Annotated in this window: 14 protein-coding genes; 5 read left to right on the top strand and 9 right to left on the bottom strand. The window is 65.0% G+C overall.

Annotated elements, in window-relative coordinates; genetic code table 11:
* Positions 1 to 22 precede the first annotated feature (22 nt).
* From AC239G_RS07170 to AC239G_RS07160, 3 genes are all read right to left on the bottom strand, one after another.
* A complete protein-coding gene (locus tag AC239G_RS07170) occupies positions 23 to 718 on the bottom strand; it encodes a TetR/AcrR family transcriptional regulator (protein WP_487490017.1) in 696 nt (231 codons plus the stop codon).
* 60 nt (positions 719 to 778) lie between these two features.
* Positions 779 to 1,576, bottom strand: coding sequence for a nitrilase-related carbon-nitrogen hydrolase (locus AC239G_RS07165; protein WP_482401627.1), 798 nt, complete (start codon positions 1,574 to 1,576; stop codon positions 779 to 781).
* A 110-nt stretch (positions 1,577 to 1,686) separates the two neighbouring features.
* The gene (locus tag AC239G_RS07160; protein WP_487490016.1) at positions 1,687 to 2,883 is read right to left on the bottom strand and encodes an MFS transporter; all 1,197 of its coding nucleotides are present in this window, start codon (positions 2,881 to 2,883) and stop codon (positions 1,687 to 1,689) included.
* Between the two features lie 118 nt (positions 2,884 to 3,001).
* On the opposite strand from AC239G_RS07160, the gene AC239G_RS07155 reads away from it, so the two are divergent.
* Both AC239G_RS07155 and AC239G_RS07150 read left to right on the top strand, forming a co-directional pair.
* Positions 3,002 to 4,675 (top strand): DUF885 domain-containing protein, encoded by a 1,674-nt coding sequence (locus AC239G_RS07155; protein ID WP_487490015.1) that lies wholly within the window; start codon positions 3,002 to 3,004, stop codon positions 4,673 to 4,675.
* A 13-nt stretch (positions 4,676 to 4,688) separates the two neighbouring features.
* Positions 4,689 to 5,468, top strand: a complete 780-nt coding sequence (locus AC239G_RS07150) for a GntR family transcriptional regulator (RefSeq protein ID WP_139469561.1) — start codon at positions 4,689 to 4,691, stop codon at positions 5,466 to 5,468.
* Here AC239G_RS07150 and AC239G_RS07145 read toward each other — a convergent pair.
* The 6 genes from AC239G_RS07145 to AC239G_RS07120 form a co-directional block, all read right to left on the bottom strand.
* Positions 5,354 to 6,184 carry an aspartate/glutamate racemase family protein gene (locus tag AC239G_RS07145; RefSeq protein WP_139469562.1) on the bottom strand — a complete coding sequence of 277 codons (831 nt, stop codon included), beginning with the start codon at positions 6,182 to 6,184 and terminating at the stop codon, positions 5,354 to 5,356. The two genes, AC239G_RS07150 and AC239G_RS07145, sit on opposite strands and share 115 nt — an antisense overlap.
* Before the next feature lie 13 nt (positions 6,185 to 6,197).
* Positions 6,198 to 7,715 carry an NCS1 family nucleobase:cation symporter-1 gene (locus tag AC239G_RS07140; RefSeq protein WP_139469563.1) on the bottom strand — a complete coding sequence of 506 codons (1,518 nt, stop codon included), beginning with the start codon at positions 7,713 to 7,715 and terminating at the stop codon, positions 6,198 to 6,200.
* A gap of 333 nt (positions 7,716 to 8,048) precedes the next feature.
* Positions 8,049 to 9,539, bottom strand: a complete 1,491-nt coding sequence (locus AC239G_RS07135) for an MFS transporter (protein ID WP_139469564.1) — start codon at positions 9,537 to 9,539, stop codon at positions 8,049 to 8,051.
* 113 nt (positions 9,540 to 9,652) lie between these two features.
* A complete protein-coding gene (locus AC239G_RS07130) occupies positions 9,653 to 10,936 on the bottom strand; it encodes an MFS transporter (protein WP_434594736.1) in 1,284 nt (427 codons plus the stop codon).
* A gap of 89 nt (positions 10,937 to 11,025) precedes the next feature.
* The gene (locus AC239G_RS07125; protein ID WP_139469566.1) at positions 11,026 to 12,405 is read right to left on the bottom strand and encodes an LLM class flavin-dependent oxidoreductase; all 1,380 of its coding nucleotides are present in this window, start codon (positions 12,403 to 12,405) and stop codon (positions 11,026 to 11,028) included.
* Positions 12,406 to 12,463: 58 nt separating this feature from the next.
* Positions 12,464 to 13,795: an MFS transporter gene (locus AC239G_RS07120; protein WP_487490014.1), complete on the bottom strand. Its 1,332-nt coding sequence runs from the start codon at positions 13,793 to 13,795 to the stop codon at positions 12,464 to 12,466.
* Positions 13,796 to 14,107: 312 nt separating this feature from the next.
* Between AC239G_RS07120 and AC239G_RS07115 the strand changes: the two genes are divergently transcribed.
* The 3 genes from AC239G_RS07115 to AC239G_RS07105 all read left to right on the top strand — a co-directional run bounded on the left by AC239G_RS07115 (position 14,108) and on the right by AC239G_RS07105 (position 16,557).
* Positions 14,108 to 14,638 carry a flavin reductase family protein gene (locus AC239G_RS07115; protein WP_487490013.1) on the top strand — a complete coding sequence of 177 codons (531 nt, stop codon included), beginning with the start codon at positions 14,108 to 14,110 and terminating at the stop codon, positions 14,636 to 14,638.
* A gap of 61 nt (positions 14,639 to 14,699) precedes the next feature.
* The gene (locus AC239G_RS07110; protein WP_487490012.1) at positions 14,700 to 15,776 is read left to right on the top strand and encodes an Rv2578c family radical SAM protein; all 1,077 of its coding nucleotides are present in this window, start codon (positions 14,700 to 14,702) and stop codon (positions 15,774 to 15,776) included.
* Positions 15,777 to 15,822: 46 nt separating this feature from the next.
* Complete coding sequence (locus AC239G_RS07105; RefSeq protein WP_139469570.1) at positions 15,823 to 16,557, top strand: DsbA family oxidoreductase; 735 nt, start codon at positions 15,823 to 15,825, stop codon at positions 16,555 to 16,557.
* Positions 16,558 to 16,597 lie beyond the last annotated feature (40 nt).

The raw sequence follows: 16,597 nt of genomic DNA, 5'->3' as shown, positions 1-16,597 counted from the left end.
CGGACTCCCGTCTGCTGTTTCTCTAGTCGGCTTCTTCGCGGAAGAGCGCACGCAGTTCGTCGAAGAGTCTGTCGATCACTGGTCCCGGTTCTCCGTCGACTCGTCGCATCCGGGTGAACGTCGCCTTGAGCGCCATCATCGCCAAGGCGGCGACGGCTTCGGCTCGCGGGGAGACTTCGATATCGTCGTCGGCATAGTCACCGGAGTGAGCCCCCATGACGTCCACCGGCGCCGAGGAGGTCCCGTCGAGTCGGCGTTGGATGATCTGCCGGAAGAGCCGTTCGTTGTTGCCCATCCGCGACATCTGCAGCGGTATCAGCGACGGGTCCTTTTTCAGCATGAGATGGTACTGGTGCATATCGTCGCGCTTCTCCATCCGAGTGGCGACGATGAATGCGAGCAGATGTTCGAGGTCGGCGACGAGACGACCATGAGGTCCACCGGCTTCGAATTCCTCGATGGCCGGTTGGTCCTCTTCGTCGAAGACGGTGTCCGCGCGACCGAGCAGCGCCTCGTCCTTCGATGAGTAGTAGTTGAAGAAGGTTCGTCGGGAGACTCCGCAGCGCTCACAGATGTCTTCGACGGTGACGTTGTGATAGCCCTTCTCCAGGGCCAGGTCGATGGCGGCACGGCGAAGAGCCTGCCCGCGTTCACGCTTCTTGCGTTCGCGCAGTCCCTCGACCGGCGGTGACGCTTGGACCTCTGAACCAGAACTCATGGGAACAGTATTGCAGTCGCTGCATTTTCACCGGAAATGCGTTGAGCGCCCGTCTCGAGCTCAGTACCCGAGTTTCGCGTTCGTGAGCACCGGAACCGTCTCCGCTGCGGTATCGGCGGCGCTGAGGTCGATCTCGACGATCTCGAGTCGTTCGGCACCGTCGAGTGAGTTCAGCACCTTCCCGAGAGGGTCGGAGACCAGACTGTGGCCGACCCCGGTCGGCCCCTTCTTCGGAACCGGGACGCCGGTCACTTCGGGATCGGCTTGGCCGAGGGCGGCGATGAACATATTCGAGTCCAGGGCACGGGCGCGGGCGAGGATCTCCCACTGTTCGGCCTTGCGCGGTCCCGCACCCCAGGAGGCGGCGACGACGGTCAGGCGTGCGCCCCGCCGACTGAGTTCGGCGAAGAGCTTCGGGAACCGGATGTCGTAGCACAGAGCCAGGCCGATGTCCTCGCCGTCGATGGTGAAGAGCACCGGCGCCTCTCCCGCCTCGACGGTGTCGGACTCCTTGAATCCGAAGGCGTCGTAGAGGTGGATCTTCGCATAGTCGCTGCGCCGGCCGTCAGGGGAATAGACGGCGAGCAGGTTGATGACCTTGTCGTCCGTGGCCGCGAATTCGCCGACGACGACGGTGATTCCGGTCTCGGCGGCGAGCTCGCTCAGCGCGGCCCGCCACGACTCGGAGTGCTCCTCGGCGATGGTGCGCAGGCCGGATCCGAACGCCGACATCGTCGCTTCGGGGAAGACGACGAACCGTGCGCCTGCCGCGGCGGCCCGGCGGGAATAGGAACGGACCTTCTCAAGGTTGTCGGCCACCTCGGTGGTGGTGTTGATCTGAGCGAGCGCGAACTTCATTCTCATCCTCCAGTCGTTCCCTCCACCCTATCTCCCCAATTACTACCTGACGGGGGCCCAGCAACCTGGCGCGAGGTTGCTGGGCCCCCGTCAGGTAGCAATTAGCGGGATCAGGTGAGGTATTCGCGGCCGGGGCGACCGCCTCGGCGACGTCCGTGCACCCACACGTACACGCCGATGGCGACCACGACGAGCCCGGCACAGACCAAGAACATTCCGTTTCCGCCGGTGAACGAGTAGAGGAATCCGAGGACGACCGGGCCGATGCCGGACCCTGCGTCGAGGAGGAGGAAGAACGACGCCGTGGCCACGGGAACGCGGCTCATCGGCACGGATTTGACGGTGATTGCCTGCATGCACGGCATGAGGGAGCCGAAGCCGAGGCCGATGAGCACTCCGGCGAGGACGATCCCCGTCATCGTCGGCCACAGCGCCAGCAGGACATTGCCGGCGATATCGGCGATGAAGACGGGGAAGATCACCGCATTGTCGCCGAAGGTGTCCTGCAGCCGTCCCACGAACAGACGGGCGAACAGGGAGGCCACAGCGAAGGCCACGAAGAACAGGGACGCGGCGGAGGCGACGCCGTACTCGGTCGCATAGCCGGCGAGGAACACCAGCGCCGCCGCGTAGGCGATGCCGGCCAGAAGCATGACCGAGCCGATCCGCAGCCCGTCCCGATCGACGAGGGTGCCGAGTTTGAGATGCCATTTCGTGCGCCGCTGATAGTCGCTGATCTCCTGCACGGGCAGCCGGATGAGGAAACAGCAGATGAGGGCGAGGACGGACATGAACGCCGAGGCGACGAAGAGCATGACGAAGTCGAACTCGCGGGGCAGAATGACGCCGAGGTACGGTCCGAGCGCCGTCGACAGAGTCGTCGCCGTGCCGAAGTATCCGGTGCCCTCTCCCCGGCGGGAGGCCGGGATGATGCTCTGGATGGCCGTCATGATCGCCGTGTTTCCGGCGCCGAAGGCGATTCCGTGGACGATGCGCAGCGTCAGGAGCAGAGTGAGGTCGCCGGCGAAGATATAGGCCAGTGAGGCGAGCACGGAGACCGCCATGGTGATGATGAGCAGTTTGCGCCGCCCGATGAAGTCGAGATACTTCCCGGTGAGCACGCGAGCGACCACGGCACCGACGACGAACGATGAGGAGGCGAAGCCGGCTGCGGCCTCGCCGGCGGAGAACCGCGCCACCGCGTACCCGGCCATCGACGTCATGAGCAGGTAGAAGACCATCGACATCGAGAGGTTGAGCCCGATTCCGACGATGAAGTCCTTCGTCCACAGCTTCGCTCGTGCCACTGGAGATCGGTCTCACTTTCTGCTGCCTGCGGGGAACAGTGACACATTAGCGGGTTCGCGACGATTGCGTGGTCCGGTCCACCGCGGATGTGACCCAGCTCGCGATAGGGTGGTCATCATGACTGTGAAGAGAACCTCCTCCGCCGTCGATGCGGTCGCTGAAGACTACGTCGATGACATGCTCGCCCTCTCCCCCTCTCTCGCCCTCTACCTCGGACTCGACGGTGCACAGGGCTTCGACGACTTCTCGCCGGCCGGACTCTCCGCGCTCAATGATGTCACCGTGCGGACGCTGGCTCGCCTCGATGATGTCGCGGACTCTTCCGACCTCGACGATGTCGACCTCGTGACCATCGATGCGATGCGTGATCGCCTCGGCGTCGACCGGGACTACTTCGCCGCCGGAATCAAGCACGCCAGCCTCAATGTCATCGAATCGCCGCTGCAGCAGGTCCGCGACGCCTTCGACCTCATGCCCACGGATACCGTGGCCGATTGGGAGACGATTTCGACCACCCTGGCTGCCGTGCCCGGCTCGCTGGCCGGATACCAGGAGTCCCTGGCGATGGCGCGTGACAACGGTCGCGTCGCCGCCCGTATCCAGGTCGAGAAGGTCATCGAACAGGCCCGCGCCCTGGCCGAGCCCGGCAGCAACTTCGATCGTCTCGTCGCCGGTGCCGATGTTCCCGACGCTCTGCGTTCGGATCTCGACACCCACGCCGAGGCGGCCCGCAAGTCCGCCTCGGACCTGGCCGAATTCCTCGGCGAACAGGTGCTGCCCGCCGCCGGTGACGACGAAGCGTGCGGTCGCGAAGCATACGCGCTGTATTCCCGCGACTTCCTCGGCGCCGAAGTGGACTTCGATGAAACCTATGCATGGGGCCTCGAAGAACTCGAGCGCATCGACGCCGAACAGCGAGAAGTGGCAGAGAAGATCATGCCCGGCGCCGACCTGTTCGAGGTCATGGACGCTCTCAACAACGCCCCGCAGCGGACCCTGCACGGCACCGAGGCGCTGCGGGACTGGATGCAGGGTGTGGCCGATGAGGCGATCCGCGAACTCGGCAAGTCCCATTTCGACATTCCCGAACCCGTGCGCACGATCGAGTGCATGATCGCGCCTTCGGCCACCGGCGGCATCTACTACACCGGCCCGACCGACGATTTCTCCCGACCCGGCCGCATGTGGTGGTCGGTGCCCGAAGGCGTCACGGACTTCGCCACCTGGCAGGAGAAGACCACCGTCTACCACGAGGGTGTGCCCGGCCACCATCTCCAAGTCGGTCAGGCCACCTACGTCTCCGACACCCTCAACCGCTGGCGCCGCCTCATGTGCTGGGTATCCGGCCACGGTGAGGGGTGGGCGCTGTACGCGGAGAAGCTCATGGCCGATCTCGGGTTCCTCGACGATCCCGGCGACTATCTCGGCATGCTCGATTCGCAGCGGCTGCGTGCCGCCCGTGTCGTCCTCGACATCGGCTTCCACCTCGGCCTCGAGGCACCTGAGAGCCTCGGCGGCGGGATCTGGAACCGGGAGAAGGCGTGGCAGTTCCTCACCGACAATGTGGCCATGGACCGGTCGTTCCTGGCCTTCGAGCTCGACCGCTACCTCGGCTGGCCCGGGCAGGCACCGAGCTACAAGATCGGTCAGAGACTGTGGGAGCAGTACCGTGACGAGGCGAAGGCTGCGGCGGGTGCCGATTTCGATCTCAAGGTCTTCCACACCCGGGCGCTGGGTCTCGGCTCGGTCGGGCTCGATACTCTGGGCCGTGCCATGAAGCGCTCACAGTGAGGTGAGGGACCGGATGAAGTCTGCCGAGAGTCCCCAGTCGGAGACCATGCGGGTCACCGAGGCGCTGCGCAATGAGATCATCGAAGGCCACCGTCGACCGGGTTCACGGCTCGTCGAACGCAACCTCGCCACCGAGCTCGGCGTCTCACGGGTGCCCATCCGCGAGGCGCTGAAGAAGCTCGCCTCGGAAGGGCTGGTGACGAACCGGCCCAACACCTGGTCGACGGTCAGGGAGTTCTCCCCCAGCGACATCGCCGACCTCAACGAGGTGCGCACGGTCTTCGACGTCCTCTCGTTCGAACTCGCCGCTCAGCGCCATACCCGCGAGGGCCTGGCCCGACTGGAGGCCACGATGCTCAAGGGCCGAGAGCTCGCCGATGCCGGGGACGTCGCCGGTGCCCATCGCTGTGCCGCGGAATTCCACGCCATCGTCACCGAGCTCTCGGGCAATGAGCTCCTCGGCGAGATCGGTGCCCTGCTGGATTCACGGATGCGGTGGCAGCTGAGTCAGCATGATGACCTTGCCGTCGTCGCCACCGAGCATGCCGAGCTCTTCGACGCCATCGCCCGCCGGGATCAGACGCTGGCCGGGTCGCTGGCCGGTCGTCATCTGGGAACGAGTCAGGAGCAGCACGACAAGCATTCGAAGCGGTTGGCCGAGACCGGACCCGAAGAAGCTCAGGCCGAACCTGCCGCCGCCGATCCCGCCGAACCTGCTGCGGCCGAGTCCGTCGCGGTCCCGGCCGCAGAGGATGCAGAGCCTGCCGCAGCGGATCCGGCCGACGTCGACTGACCGAGCGGCCAGCCGCTGAGCTTCTTCTCACGGGCGGGCGCATAGGTGCGCACCTTCGACGTGCTCAGCCCCAGTCCGACGAGTGATTCGGCCACGCGCACGGCGGCAGCGACCCCGTCGACGACGGGCACGGCACAGCGTTCCGTGATCGTCGCCCCGAGCTCGGCCATCCCACCGCAGCCGAGCACGATGACCTCGGCACGGTCACGGTCGACCGCCTCGGCGGCCTGATCGGTGATCGCCTCGATCGCAGCCTGCGGATTCTCTTCGAGCTCGAGCACGGCCATTCCCGATGCCCGCACGGACACGCAGTGGGAGTCGAGACCGGCCAGCAGCAGTCTGTCCTCGATGAGCGGGAGGGTCCGGTCGAGCGTGGTGACGACGGAATAGCGGCGGCCGAGGAACATCGCCAGGGCCGCCCCCGCCTCGGTGATGTCGACGACGGGCACATCCAACAGCTCCTGCAGGCCCTCGCGGCCGTGCTCTCCGTACCCGGCCTGGATCACGGCGTCGAATTCGCCGGGATATTTCAGGACGGCGTCCATGACGCCGAGCGCCGCGAGATGGCTTTCGACGTTGCCTTCGCAGGATTCGGCTCCGAATTCGGGGGTCAGACCGATGATCTCGGTTCCCGCCGAGGCGGCCTGCCGTGCCACGCGGGCGATGCCCTCGGTCATGGACTCGGTCGTATTGACGTTGACGACGAGGATTCTCACGATTCGGCTCCGATCAGTGATGGGTCGGGACGGCGATCTCCTCACCGTCGACCTCACGGAAGGTGAAGTCGCGGCGGGCGATGACGAAGTAGATGAGCGCGGCGATCGCGGCCCCGGAGAACCAGGAGAACTCGGAGATGCCGGAGAACGCGGGCACGAGTGCGAAGACCAGTGAGATCGCCGAGGCGGGGATGAAGGCTCCGATGGCTCGCCAGTTGACTCCGCGGTGGTAGAAGTACTCACCGTCGCCGGCTTCGGTGTAGAGCTGAGGCACATTGACCTTCGTTCTGCGCACCACCCAGTAGTCGACCATGATCACGCCGAACAGGGGTCCGAGCAGGGCGCCGAGTCCACCGAGGAAGTAGACGATGACCACTGGTGAGTCATACAGGTTCCAGGGCAGGATGACGAAGCCGATGACGGCGGAGATGATGGCGGCGCTGCGGAAGTTCAGGTGGCGCGGGAACAAGTTCGTCAGCGCATAGGTCGGGGCGACGAAGTTCGCCATGAGGTTGACTGCGACGGTGAGCAGGAGAAGAGACAGGGAAGCCAGCACGAGCAGGACAGGACTGCCGATCGACTGGACGATATCGGCCGGTGAGGTGATGACGGTGCCGTCGATCTTGTACTGGGCGCCGGCCAGCGAGATGACGACGAGTCCGAAGACGAGCATGTTCACCGGGATGCCCCAGAAGTTGCCGACGACGATCGAGCCGCGCTTCTTCGCGGCCCTCGTGAAGTCGGAGAAGTTGAGCACGAAGGTGCCGTAGATGGACACCCATAATGCGCCTCCGCCGAAGATGTGCGCCCACATCTCCCAGCCGCTGAGCGCGTCGTCGGTCGACCACGCGATGGAGAAGTCGACGCGGATGAGCATCCAGACGGCCAGGGCGAGGAAGGTCACGAGGATGATCGGTCCGGCGATGGCTTCGTAGCGGCGGATCATCTCCATCCCGTAGCTGACGATGATGACTTGGATGACCCACAGCAGGGTGAAGGAGAACCAGCCGAGCCCGGAGAGTCCGAGGAATTCGGCATCGGCCCATGACTGCAGTCCGGGGAACATCGTCAGCAGCATGACGTTGAGGACGCTCGAGGCCAGGTAGGTCTGGATGCCGAACCAGGCGATGGCGACGATGCCCCGCACCGAGGCGGCCAGCTGGGCCCCGTGGATGCCGAAGGAGATCCGGCTCATCACGGGATAGGGCACGCCTGTCTTGTAGCCCATGAAACCGGAGAGGGTGAGCAGGAAGAACAGCAGGGCTGCACCGACGAGGAGGGCGACGAGGATCTGCCAGGCCCCGAGGCCGAGTGCGAAGAGTCCGAGTGCGAAGCCGTAGTTGCCCAGAGAGTGCACGTCGTTGGCCCACAGGGTGAAGACGCTGTAGGCCGTCCAACTGCGCCCCTCCTTGCGGGATGGGGCGAGATCGGCGTTGTAGAAGCGCGGACTGATGCGATGAGCCGCCAACTGTTCGGGGCTGGGCCCCAGGCGTGTGGGCACTGGTGCCTCCGCCGATTCGGTCTTCCTCATGCAGTCCACTCCTTGGATCCGGTCAGCGCCCAAACTGGGATACCAAAAAAGTAAACACAGCTCTGTGACACCGTTCATCTGACCGATTCAGAGTAACCCAGCTCACACCCCACTGGCAATGAGTCAGGCCGGGCGATTTCGCTGCAGCCTTAGATATGCGACTCGCAACCGCATCCGGGTCGCTCGGGGACGCGGCCGGGGAACAGCCGAACGAGCATTTCACTCGATGGCATACCATTCATTCTCAATGTGACCGTTCCCGCTGGTCATGGCCGCTCGGGCACGTCCCATCTGAAGTGCACTGCTCTGGGCAGTCACCGCCGGTCGCGGGCCTCAGTCTTCGTGCTCGACGTCCTTGGCCGTCGGATCCCAGGCGACGATGCCGACGGCGATCGCACCCGCCAACGGTGCGCAGGCGACGATCCAGAACACACCGGTGCCCAGGGAGGCCGCAAGGATCGGGAACATGATGAGTGAGACGATCGAGAAGGCACGCAGGACCGACTGGTTGAAACCGATGCCGATACCGCGCAGACGGGTCGGATACGACAGGGTCGCATAGTTCATGAGGTTCGCTCCCGGTCCCCCGGCTTGAGCGAAGACGAACGCAGCGAGCATGGCCACCGCGACGAGGACGAGAGCCCCGTTCGGGATGCCCACGATCGCCAGCGTTCCCAGCGCCAGGGCTTGGATCACGAATCCGAACAGGGTGATCCTCCGGGTCCCGAAGCGGTTGACGATGCTCATGCCCAGGAGTCCCCCGAGCGTGCCGAAGCCCAGATTGATGACCAGTGAGGCGATGATCGTGATCAGCGGAGTCTGGTGGAAGAGCGTGGTGATGATGAGCGGGGTGCCGTAGGCGACGGCGTTGTAGCCGAACGTCGAGAACACGGAGACGCAGAGAGCGACGATCGTACGGACCCGGTAGCGCGGGGAGAAGAGTTCGGCGAACCCGGCCCACCGTCCGCCCTTGGCCGAACTGTCCGAGGCGTTCGCGGTCTCGCGTTCCCCCTCGGGAGCGAGTTCGACATTGAGGTTGTGATGGCTGCGCATGACTTCGACGGCGCCGCGCAGATCGCCCTGGTTGGCCAGCCATTCGGGTGATTCGGCAAGGTAGCGGCGACGAACGAGGAGGACGATGAGGGCGGGCACGGCACCGAAGCCGACGACGATGCGCCACAGAATGGCATGTTGGTCGTAGGGCAGGGTGATGAAGATGATGAGCACGATGACGTAGCCCATACCGGTGGCGAAGTACCAGGCCGGCGACCAGGCGTTGACCCGCTGCGAGCGGTTCCCCTTGCCTTTGAGCTTGGAGAATTCGGCGAGGAAGGCCATCGCCACCGGCAGGTCGAGACCGACGCCGATGCCCATGACGAAGCGGAAGGCGATGAGGACCCATTCGTTCGGTGCCACGGCGCAGCCGATGGCTGCGACGACGAAGAAGACCATATCGGCCATGAAGAGTCGGTACCGCCCGAACCGGTCGACGAGGTATCCGCCGAAGAGAGCGCCGATGACGGCACCGACCATGATCGAGGCGTTGACGAGTCCGGTCATGAAGCCGTTGAGGCCGAACTGCTCCTGGATGGCGGTGATGCCGAAGGCCAGGGACGAGAAGTCGTAGGCGTCCATGAAGATCCCGCCGAGCGCGAGGATGATCACCGCCGTCGTCTTCGTACCCTGAGAGCCGAATTCAGCGAGGATCGAATGGATATCGGCCGCCGAGGAGACGATGCGCGGAGTCTGCGTTCCGGCCTGCCTGTTCTGAGCGGCCGCAGAGGGTGTCTGTGCCGCGTTCGCGGCGGGATCTGTCGAAGTCACAGTCGACAAGTATGGTGTCGCGGCGGCCGCGCGCTGTCACCTGCCGTCACAGTTCGTCACGAACGCCGGTGCAGGCACAGCGCACCCGGAAACGCTGCAACCGCACTCACAGCTCAGTCGAGGCGGTGGCCGCGGCGCTCCGGAATGAGGAACATAGCGAGGAATTGGATGAGGTAGATGATCGGCAGCAGCGCCAGAGCGAAGCCGAAGCCGAGATGCCCCGCAAGAAGGGCGATGACGACCGGTGCCAGCCCCCCGAGGGCACGGCCGATGTTGAAGATGACGTTCTGCGCCGTCGCCCTGATCGCCGTGGGATAGAGCTCGGCAAGCAGCGCCCCATGGCCTCCCAGCATTCCGTTGGCGAAGGCGCCCATGAAGAATCCGCCGGCCAGCAGAGCACTCGGATCGGTGAGCTGGCTGTAGGCGAGGATGGTGACGATGGCTCCGGCCTGGAAGATCCAGAAGGCGGGACGTCGACCGAGGCGGTCGGCGACCTGGCCGAAGATGAGGATCCCGGCGAGCATTCCCATGACCGTCACCGCTGTCCACAGCGAACCCTTGGTGACTCCCAGATCCATCTGCTCGGACAGGTAGTTCGGCAGCCAGGTGATGATGCCGAAGTAGCCGAAGTTCTGCACGCTGGTGAGAATCGTCAGGGCCAGGGTGATCTTCACCGTCTCCCGATCCTTGAACAGCGCGGCGATCTTCGCACCGAAGGAGGTCGGCACTCCGTCCGTATCGAGGTTCCCACGGGCGACTTCGGCCTCCGTCTCCTTGTGCTCCCGGGCCCGGATGAAAGTCTCCGGCTCCTCGACTCCGCGACGGATGACGAAAGCGAAGACAGCGGGGACGAGTCCGATGACGAACAGTGCCCGCCAACCCCACAGGGCGATGACGGGAGCCGAGACGACGGCTGCGGCGAATACGCCGAGTTGGAACCCCACTCCCACCCATGATGTGGCCCGCGCTCGCTGGTCGGCACGCACCGCCTCGGCGGCCAGGGCCATGCCGATGCCGAACTCACCGCCGATTCCGATTCCGGCGATGAACCGGTAGGCCGCGAGATCCCAATACCCCTGTGCCAGCGCCGACAGTCCGGTGAACACCGCGAAGATGAGGACCGTCCAGGTGAGCACCCGTACCCGGCCGTGACGGTCAGCGAGGGCACCGAAGACGATTCCGCCGACCACTGCGCCAAGCAGAGTGATCGTCGACAGGGACCCGGCTGCGATGTCGCTGAGCCCGAATGAGGCGATGATGCCCGATAGGGCGAAGCTGAGAATGAGGAGGTCGAAGCCGTCGAGTCCGTAGCCGACAGCCGCGGCGACGAGAGCTCTGCGCCGGTATCCGCGATCGCCCGAATCATCAGTGGTGGTCAGCGGAGTCGATGCACTCATTCGCGGTCTCAGTTCGGTTCACGGATCGGAAAACGGCCGCAGACCATTATGCCCCACGGCCGTTCCCCGATTCGTCGGACCCCGTGTGATCAGACGCGGGCACCCTCGCCGAGGCGGAACCGGGCACCCGTGTGGTCCTCGGCCAGGCGGGGGCCGGCCCCGGTGAGCTGCTCGCGCACCGTGGCACCTGCGGTCGGTTCGGGCAGGAGTCCGCGGCGGCGCAGTTCGGGCGAGACGTACTTCGTGAAGCGTTCGGCATCGGCCGGGCGCACGGCCGCGGCGATGTTGAATCCGTCGATATCGGCTTCGGTCATCCACCGTTCGAACTCGTCGACGATGGTCTCCGGCGATCCAGTGATGACCGGTCCGCGTCCGCCGAGGGCGACGAACTCCGCGAGGTCCCGAATCGTCCAGGGTTTGTCTCCGGCCATGGTGGTGAAGGAGGCGAGCGCGGATTGGTTGGCTTCGGTCGAGACGTATTCGAGGGTGTCTTCGGGGTCAGCTCCCGAGAGGTCGACTCCGGTCCATCCGCCGAACAGGGACAGCGCGGATTCGGTGTCGACGTAGCGGCGATAGTCGGCCAGGCGAGCCTCGGCGGCTTCGTCAGTGTCGTCGACGATGACGGTGGCCAGAGCGAAGATCTTCACCGCGTCACGGGCGCGTCCGCGCTCTTCGAGTCCGTCACGGACCTTGTCGACCCAGCTGCGCAGGATCTCCGGGGTCGGTCCGGAGAAGAAGATCGCCTCGGCGTGGTCGAGCGCGAATTCCTGGCCGCGTTTGGATGCGCCGGCCTGGAAGAGCAGCGGGGTGCCCTGCGGTCCGGGGACGGCGAGCGCCTGACCGGGGACGGTGAAGAACTTGCCGTCGTGGCCGATGTCGTGGACCTCGTTCGGGTCGACGAAGACGTTGGCGTCGGCATCGGCTTTGAGTGCGTCCGGAGTGATCGAGCCCTCGAACAGCTTGTACATGACCTCCATGAACTCATCGGCCCGGTCGTAGCGCTCATCGTGCGGGATCTGGCCCTTGAGCCCGAGGTTGCGGGCAGCGGAGTCGACATAGCTGGTGACGATGTTCCAGGCCACACGTCCGTTCGTGAAGTGATCGAGGGTGGTCAGGGTGCGGGCGAGCAGGTAGGGCTTCTCATAGGTCACCGAGGCGGTCACGCCGAATCCCAGCGTCGTCGTGGCTGCGGCCATGGCGGGGACGGCGACGAGGGGGTCGAGCAGTGGGAACTGCACTCCCCCACGGTTCGTGACATCCGCGTTGCCGCCGTACACGTCATAGACGCCGAGGATGTCGGCGAGGAAGAGGGAGGAGAATCCGCCGTCCTCGAGGGTCTTGGCCAGGTCCGTCCAGAAGGACAGTTGGGTGAATTCGTCGACTCTCGATTCCGGGTGGCGCCACAGTCCGGGTGACTGGTGGACCGGGGTCATCATGTCGAAGGCGTTGAGCAGAATCGGTTTCGTCATAGGAGTCTCCTAATCATGGTGGTGCGATGGGTGCGGGCCGACGTACCGGCGGGTGTGTTCAGGCCGCGGTGCGCGCGAGCGCTCGGGCAGGATCTTTGGCGCCGATGGCGGCGATGAGCGAGAGGACGCACAGCAGGGTGAGGTAGCCGCAGATGAGCCACGGCGAGTGGCCGCCGGCGACGTAGAGCAGGGCCGCGACCATCGGCATGATTCCGCCGCCGATGACGGTGCCCAGCTGGTAGCCCATGTTCACACCCGAGTAGCGGACTTCGATGGGGAACTGTTCGGCGAACCAGGCCGCCTGGGGACCATAGACGGCATCGTGGGCGAGATTCATGCCGAGGATGACGACCAGGGGCAGCAGTCCCAGCGGACCTGCGTCGAGGAAGGCGAAGTAGAACCAGCCGAATACTGCGATGCCGATGAGTCCGAAGATCGTCACGGGCTTGCGACCGATCCGGTCCGAGGCCCACCCCCAAGCCGGTCCGGTCACCAGTCCGACCGCCGAGGCGATCATGACGGCTGTGACTCCCGAGGTCGAATCGCCGCGATTCTCCGCCAGGTAGCTGAGCATGTAGACGGTGATGAGGTAGAAGACGCTGTTCTGTGCCAGGCGCAGTCCGATGGTGACGAGCAGGACCCGCGGATGAGCGGTCAGCACCTCCCGCAGCGGTGCTTTGGCGACCTTTCCGGAATCCTTGAGCTCCTGGAACTCAGGCGCATCGGAGACGCCGAGGCGGATCCACAGTCCCAGTGCCACGAGCAGCGCGGAGGCGAGGAAGGGGATGCGCCAGCCGAAGGCCTCGAACGCTTCATCACTCATCAGGTTCTGGACGAGGAAGAAGGAGCTGGTGGCCAACAGCATTCCCGCCGCAGATCCGATCTGGGTGAAGGATCCGAAGAGACCGCGTTTGCGGGCGGGTGCATGTTCGACGGACAGCAGAGCCGATCCGCCCCATTCGGCACCTGCCGACAGGCCCTGGACGATACGCAGAACGACGAGGGAGACAGCGGCCCACCAGCCGATGGCGTCGAAGTTCGGGACCAGGCCGATGAGCGTCGACGCCGTCCCCATGGACAGAAGGGAGACGACGAGCAGAGCCTTGCGACCTACACGGTCGCCGAGGTGGCCGGCGACGATTCCGCCCAAGGGCCGAGCGAAGAATCCGACGGCGAGAGTAGCGAAGGACGCGAGTCGGCTGCCGAGCTCACTGTCGGAGGGGAAGAACTGGACGTTGAAGATCAGGGCCGCGGCGGTGCCGTAGAGGTAGAAGTCGTACCACTCGATCGTCGTCCCGGCGAAGGCCGAGGCCAGCACCCGCTTCTTTCCGGACAGGAACCGCTGCGGCGGGTCCTGGGTGCTCGGTGCGGTGACCGGCGTCTGCGTCATAGGGTTCTCCTCTGCGGCGGGGTTCGGGAGGCTCGCTGCCTGACGAGCGCATGATTCGCTGAGCAATCTATGCCCGAACCCCGTCACCGGCCGCACGTTTCCGTCACGCCCCGACTCTCAGCGTCATATGCGGTCATAAGTCGTCTTCATATGACCTCGGCCACGACACCGGCGCTTCCGCTTTGCAATGATCGACCTCAACGACCCCGACAGACGACCCCACACTCTTGGATTGCTCAACGGACCGGCACGCGTCATCGCATCAGCCGGCATCTGAGACACCGACGACCACACGAACGCAGAGGTGAAGGAATGACACTCTTGGCAGACCGCACCGCACAGTCACCGTCCCCGGTGACCCCCGCAACACCCGAGGCTCTCCGCGAGGCCTTCTCCCATTTTCCCCAGGGAGTCGCCTTCATCGGCGCCGAAATCGATGCGGCGCCCCTGGGTCTCGTCGCCTCCACCCTCACCGTCGGCGTCTCCCTCGACCCACCCTTGGTCAGCGTCGCCGTCCAGAACACATCGACCACCTGGCCCACCCTGCGTCGAGCTCCCGAGCTGGGGATCTCCCTGCTGGGCACCGACCAAGAGCACCTGGCCAGGCAGTTGGCGGCGAAGGATCGCAGTCGACGATTCACCGGCGTCAGCCCTGAGGTCGCTGCCGGAGGCGCACTGACGATCCCCGGCAGCTCAGCGTTCCTCTGGACCCGGCTCTACGATGAGGTCGCGGCCGGCGACCACACCGTGGCCCTGCTCGAGATCCTCGGCACTCGCAATGACGACGGACCCGAGGCCCTGGTCTTCCACCGCAGCGAGTTCAAGGGACTGCGCGTTTCCTGACCCCGTCTGAACGCAATGCCCCACCCTTGACTCACATTCGAACTCGTGTTCGACTGATGTCATGCGGTGGAACGAAGCGAGCGCCAGCACCGACCCCAGCACACCTGTCCTCTTCGGGACGAAGGGACTGGTCCGGTCGGTGCAGACGCCGGAATTCTCAGGAATCACCTTCCACGAGGTGCTGGCGAAGTCGGCGCTGAACAGGGTTCCCCAGTCCAGCTCGATGCCCTTCTCCTGGACCGTCAACCCCTACCGCGGCTGCTCACACGCCTGCGTGTACTGCTTCGCCAGGAACACTCACCGTTACCTCGATCTCGATTCCGGGACCGACTTCGATCGCCAGGTCGTCGTCAAGATCAATATCGCCGACGTCCTCGCCGCCGAGGTGGCGCGTCCGACATGGAAGCGAGACCATGTCGCACTCGGCACGAACACCGACCCCTATCAGCGCGCCGAAGGCCGCTACTCCCTCATGCCGGGCATCATCAGCGCACTGGCCGAACAGTCGACTCCGATGTCGATTCTGACCAAGGGCACGCTGCTGCGACGGGATCTGCCTCTGCTGGCCCGCGTCGCCGAAGACGCTCCTGTTGAGATCAGCATGTCGATCGCCGTTCACGACGACGCTCTGCAGCAGAGCCTCGAGCCCGGCACGCCGACGACGAAGGCCAGACTGGCCACCGTGCGCGCGGCCGCCGAACTCGGGTTCGCTGTCACCGTGTTCATGATGCCGATCATGCCGAAGCTCACCGACTCCCGTGACCACCTCGAATCCGCTCTTCGGGCGATCAGGGACGCCGGAGCCGCGCGAGTCGTCTACGGGGCGCTGCACCTGCGCCCTGGCGCCCGCGAATGGTTCTTCGAATGGCTCGAACACAACCGCCCCGAGCTGCTCCCCCGCTATCGCAGGATGTACGCCGGCTCATCCTACGCATCGAAGGAGTATCGTCGGTGGCTCAGTGAGCGCATCAACCCCCTTATCGACCGATATGACCTGCGCGGACGCAGCGATGACGACTACCCTGCGACCTCGCGGATGCGCGGTCGCCCAGAGTCGGGCCAAAACCGGCAGACGGTGGGCGTGCCAGCGGCTCCGACGCAGCAGCTCGCCGCCCCATCGCAGCAGGCTCTGTTCTGAGCCGGACCTGCGGAATAACCATGAGATGGGCACGGTTAGCATTGATATGAAGATTGAGATCTGGTCGGACATCGCCTGCCCCTGGTGCTATATCGGAAAACGTCGCTTCGAGGATGCCCTCGAAGGCTTCGCTCACAAGGATGACGTCGACGTCCAATGGCGCAGCTTCCAGCTCGACCCGAGCCTGCCCGATCACTTCGACGGCACCGAGACCGAATACCTCAGTCAGATGAAGGGCATGCCCGCCGCTCAGGTGCGACAGATGTTCGATCATGTCACACAGCAGGCTGCCGGAGTCGGCCTGAACTACGACTTCGACTCGATCGTCGTGGCCAACAGCTTCACCGCGCACCGCTTCCTCCACTTCGCCAAGACTCACGGACTCATGTCCGAGGCCAAGGAGGTGCTGCTCTCGGGCCATTTCGAGAAGGGTCGCGACATCGGTGACGTCGACTACCTCGCCGAGGTGGGACGTGAGATCGGCCTCGATCCCGTCGAGGTCCGCCGGATCCTCGCAACCGATGAATTCTCGGATGAGGTACGGGCCGATATCAGTGAGGCCCGCTCGCTCGGCGCCAATGGAGTCCCGTTCTTCGTCATCGACCGCAAGTACGGGATCTCCGGAGCCCAACCGGCGGAGGTCTTCTCTCAGGCACTCGAGACGGCCTGGGACGAGGGACAGAAGCTCACGGTGCTCGCCGGGACTCCGCAGTCAGCAGGCAAGGACGCGGCCGAGGACTTCGCCGACGGCGCGGTCTGCGGCCCCGACGGCTGCAACTGACCAAAACACCCCTATTGCTACCTGACGGCGGCCCAGCAAC

The organism is Brevibacterium sp. Lmc1 (assembly GCF_057654315.1).
The sequence above is the reverse complement of the archived record's forward strand: the minus strand, read 5'-3'. Positions and strand labels throughout refer to the sequence as shown.

Coding starts and splice junctions, on each gene's coding strand:
- AC239G_RS07170 (WP_487490017.1), bottom strand. CDS start 718: ATGAGTTCTGGTTCAGAGGTCCAAGCGTCACCGCCGGTCGAGGGACTG.
- AC239G_RS07165 (WP_482401627.1), bottom strand. CDS start 1,576: ATGAAGTTCGCGCTCGCTCAGATCAACACCACCACCGAGGTGGCCGAC.
- AC239G_RS07155 (WP_487490015.1), top strand. CDS start 3,002: ATGACTGTGAAGAGAACCTCCTCCGCCGTCGATGCGGTCGCTGAAGAC.
- AC239G_RS07150 (WP_139469561.1), top strand. CDS start 4,689: ATGAAGTCTGCCGAGAGTCCCCAGTCGGAGACCATGCGGGTCACCGAG.
- AC239G_RS07140 (WP_139469563.1), bottom strand. CDS start 7,715: ATGAGGAAGACCGAATCGGCGGAGGCACCAGTGCCCACACGCCTGGGG.
- AC239G_RS07130 (WP_434594736.1), bottom strand. CDS start 10,936: ATGAGTGCATCGACTCCGCTGACCACCACTGATGATTCGGGCGATCGC.
- AC239G_RS07125 (WP_139469566.1), bottom strand. CDS start 12,405: ATGACGAAACCGATTCTGCTCAACGCCTTCGACATGATGACCCCGGTC.
- AC239G_RS07120 (WP_487490014.1), bottom strand. CDS start 13,795: ATGACGCAGACGCCGGTCACCGCACCGAGCACCCAGGACCCGCCGCAG.
- AC239G_RS07115 (WP_487490013.1), top strand. CDS start 14,108: ATGACACTCTTGGCAGACCGCACCGCACAGTCACCGTCCCCGGTGACC.
- AC239G_RS07110 (WP_487490012.1), top strand. CDS start 14,700: ATGCGGTGGAACGAAGCGAGCGCCAGCACCGACCCCAGCACACCTGTC.
- AC239G_RS07105 (WP_139469570.1), top strand. CDS start 15,823: ATGAAGATTGAGATCTGGTCGGACATCGCCTGCCCCTGGTGCTATATC.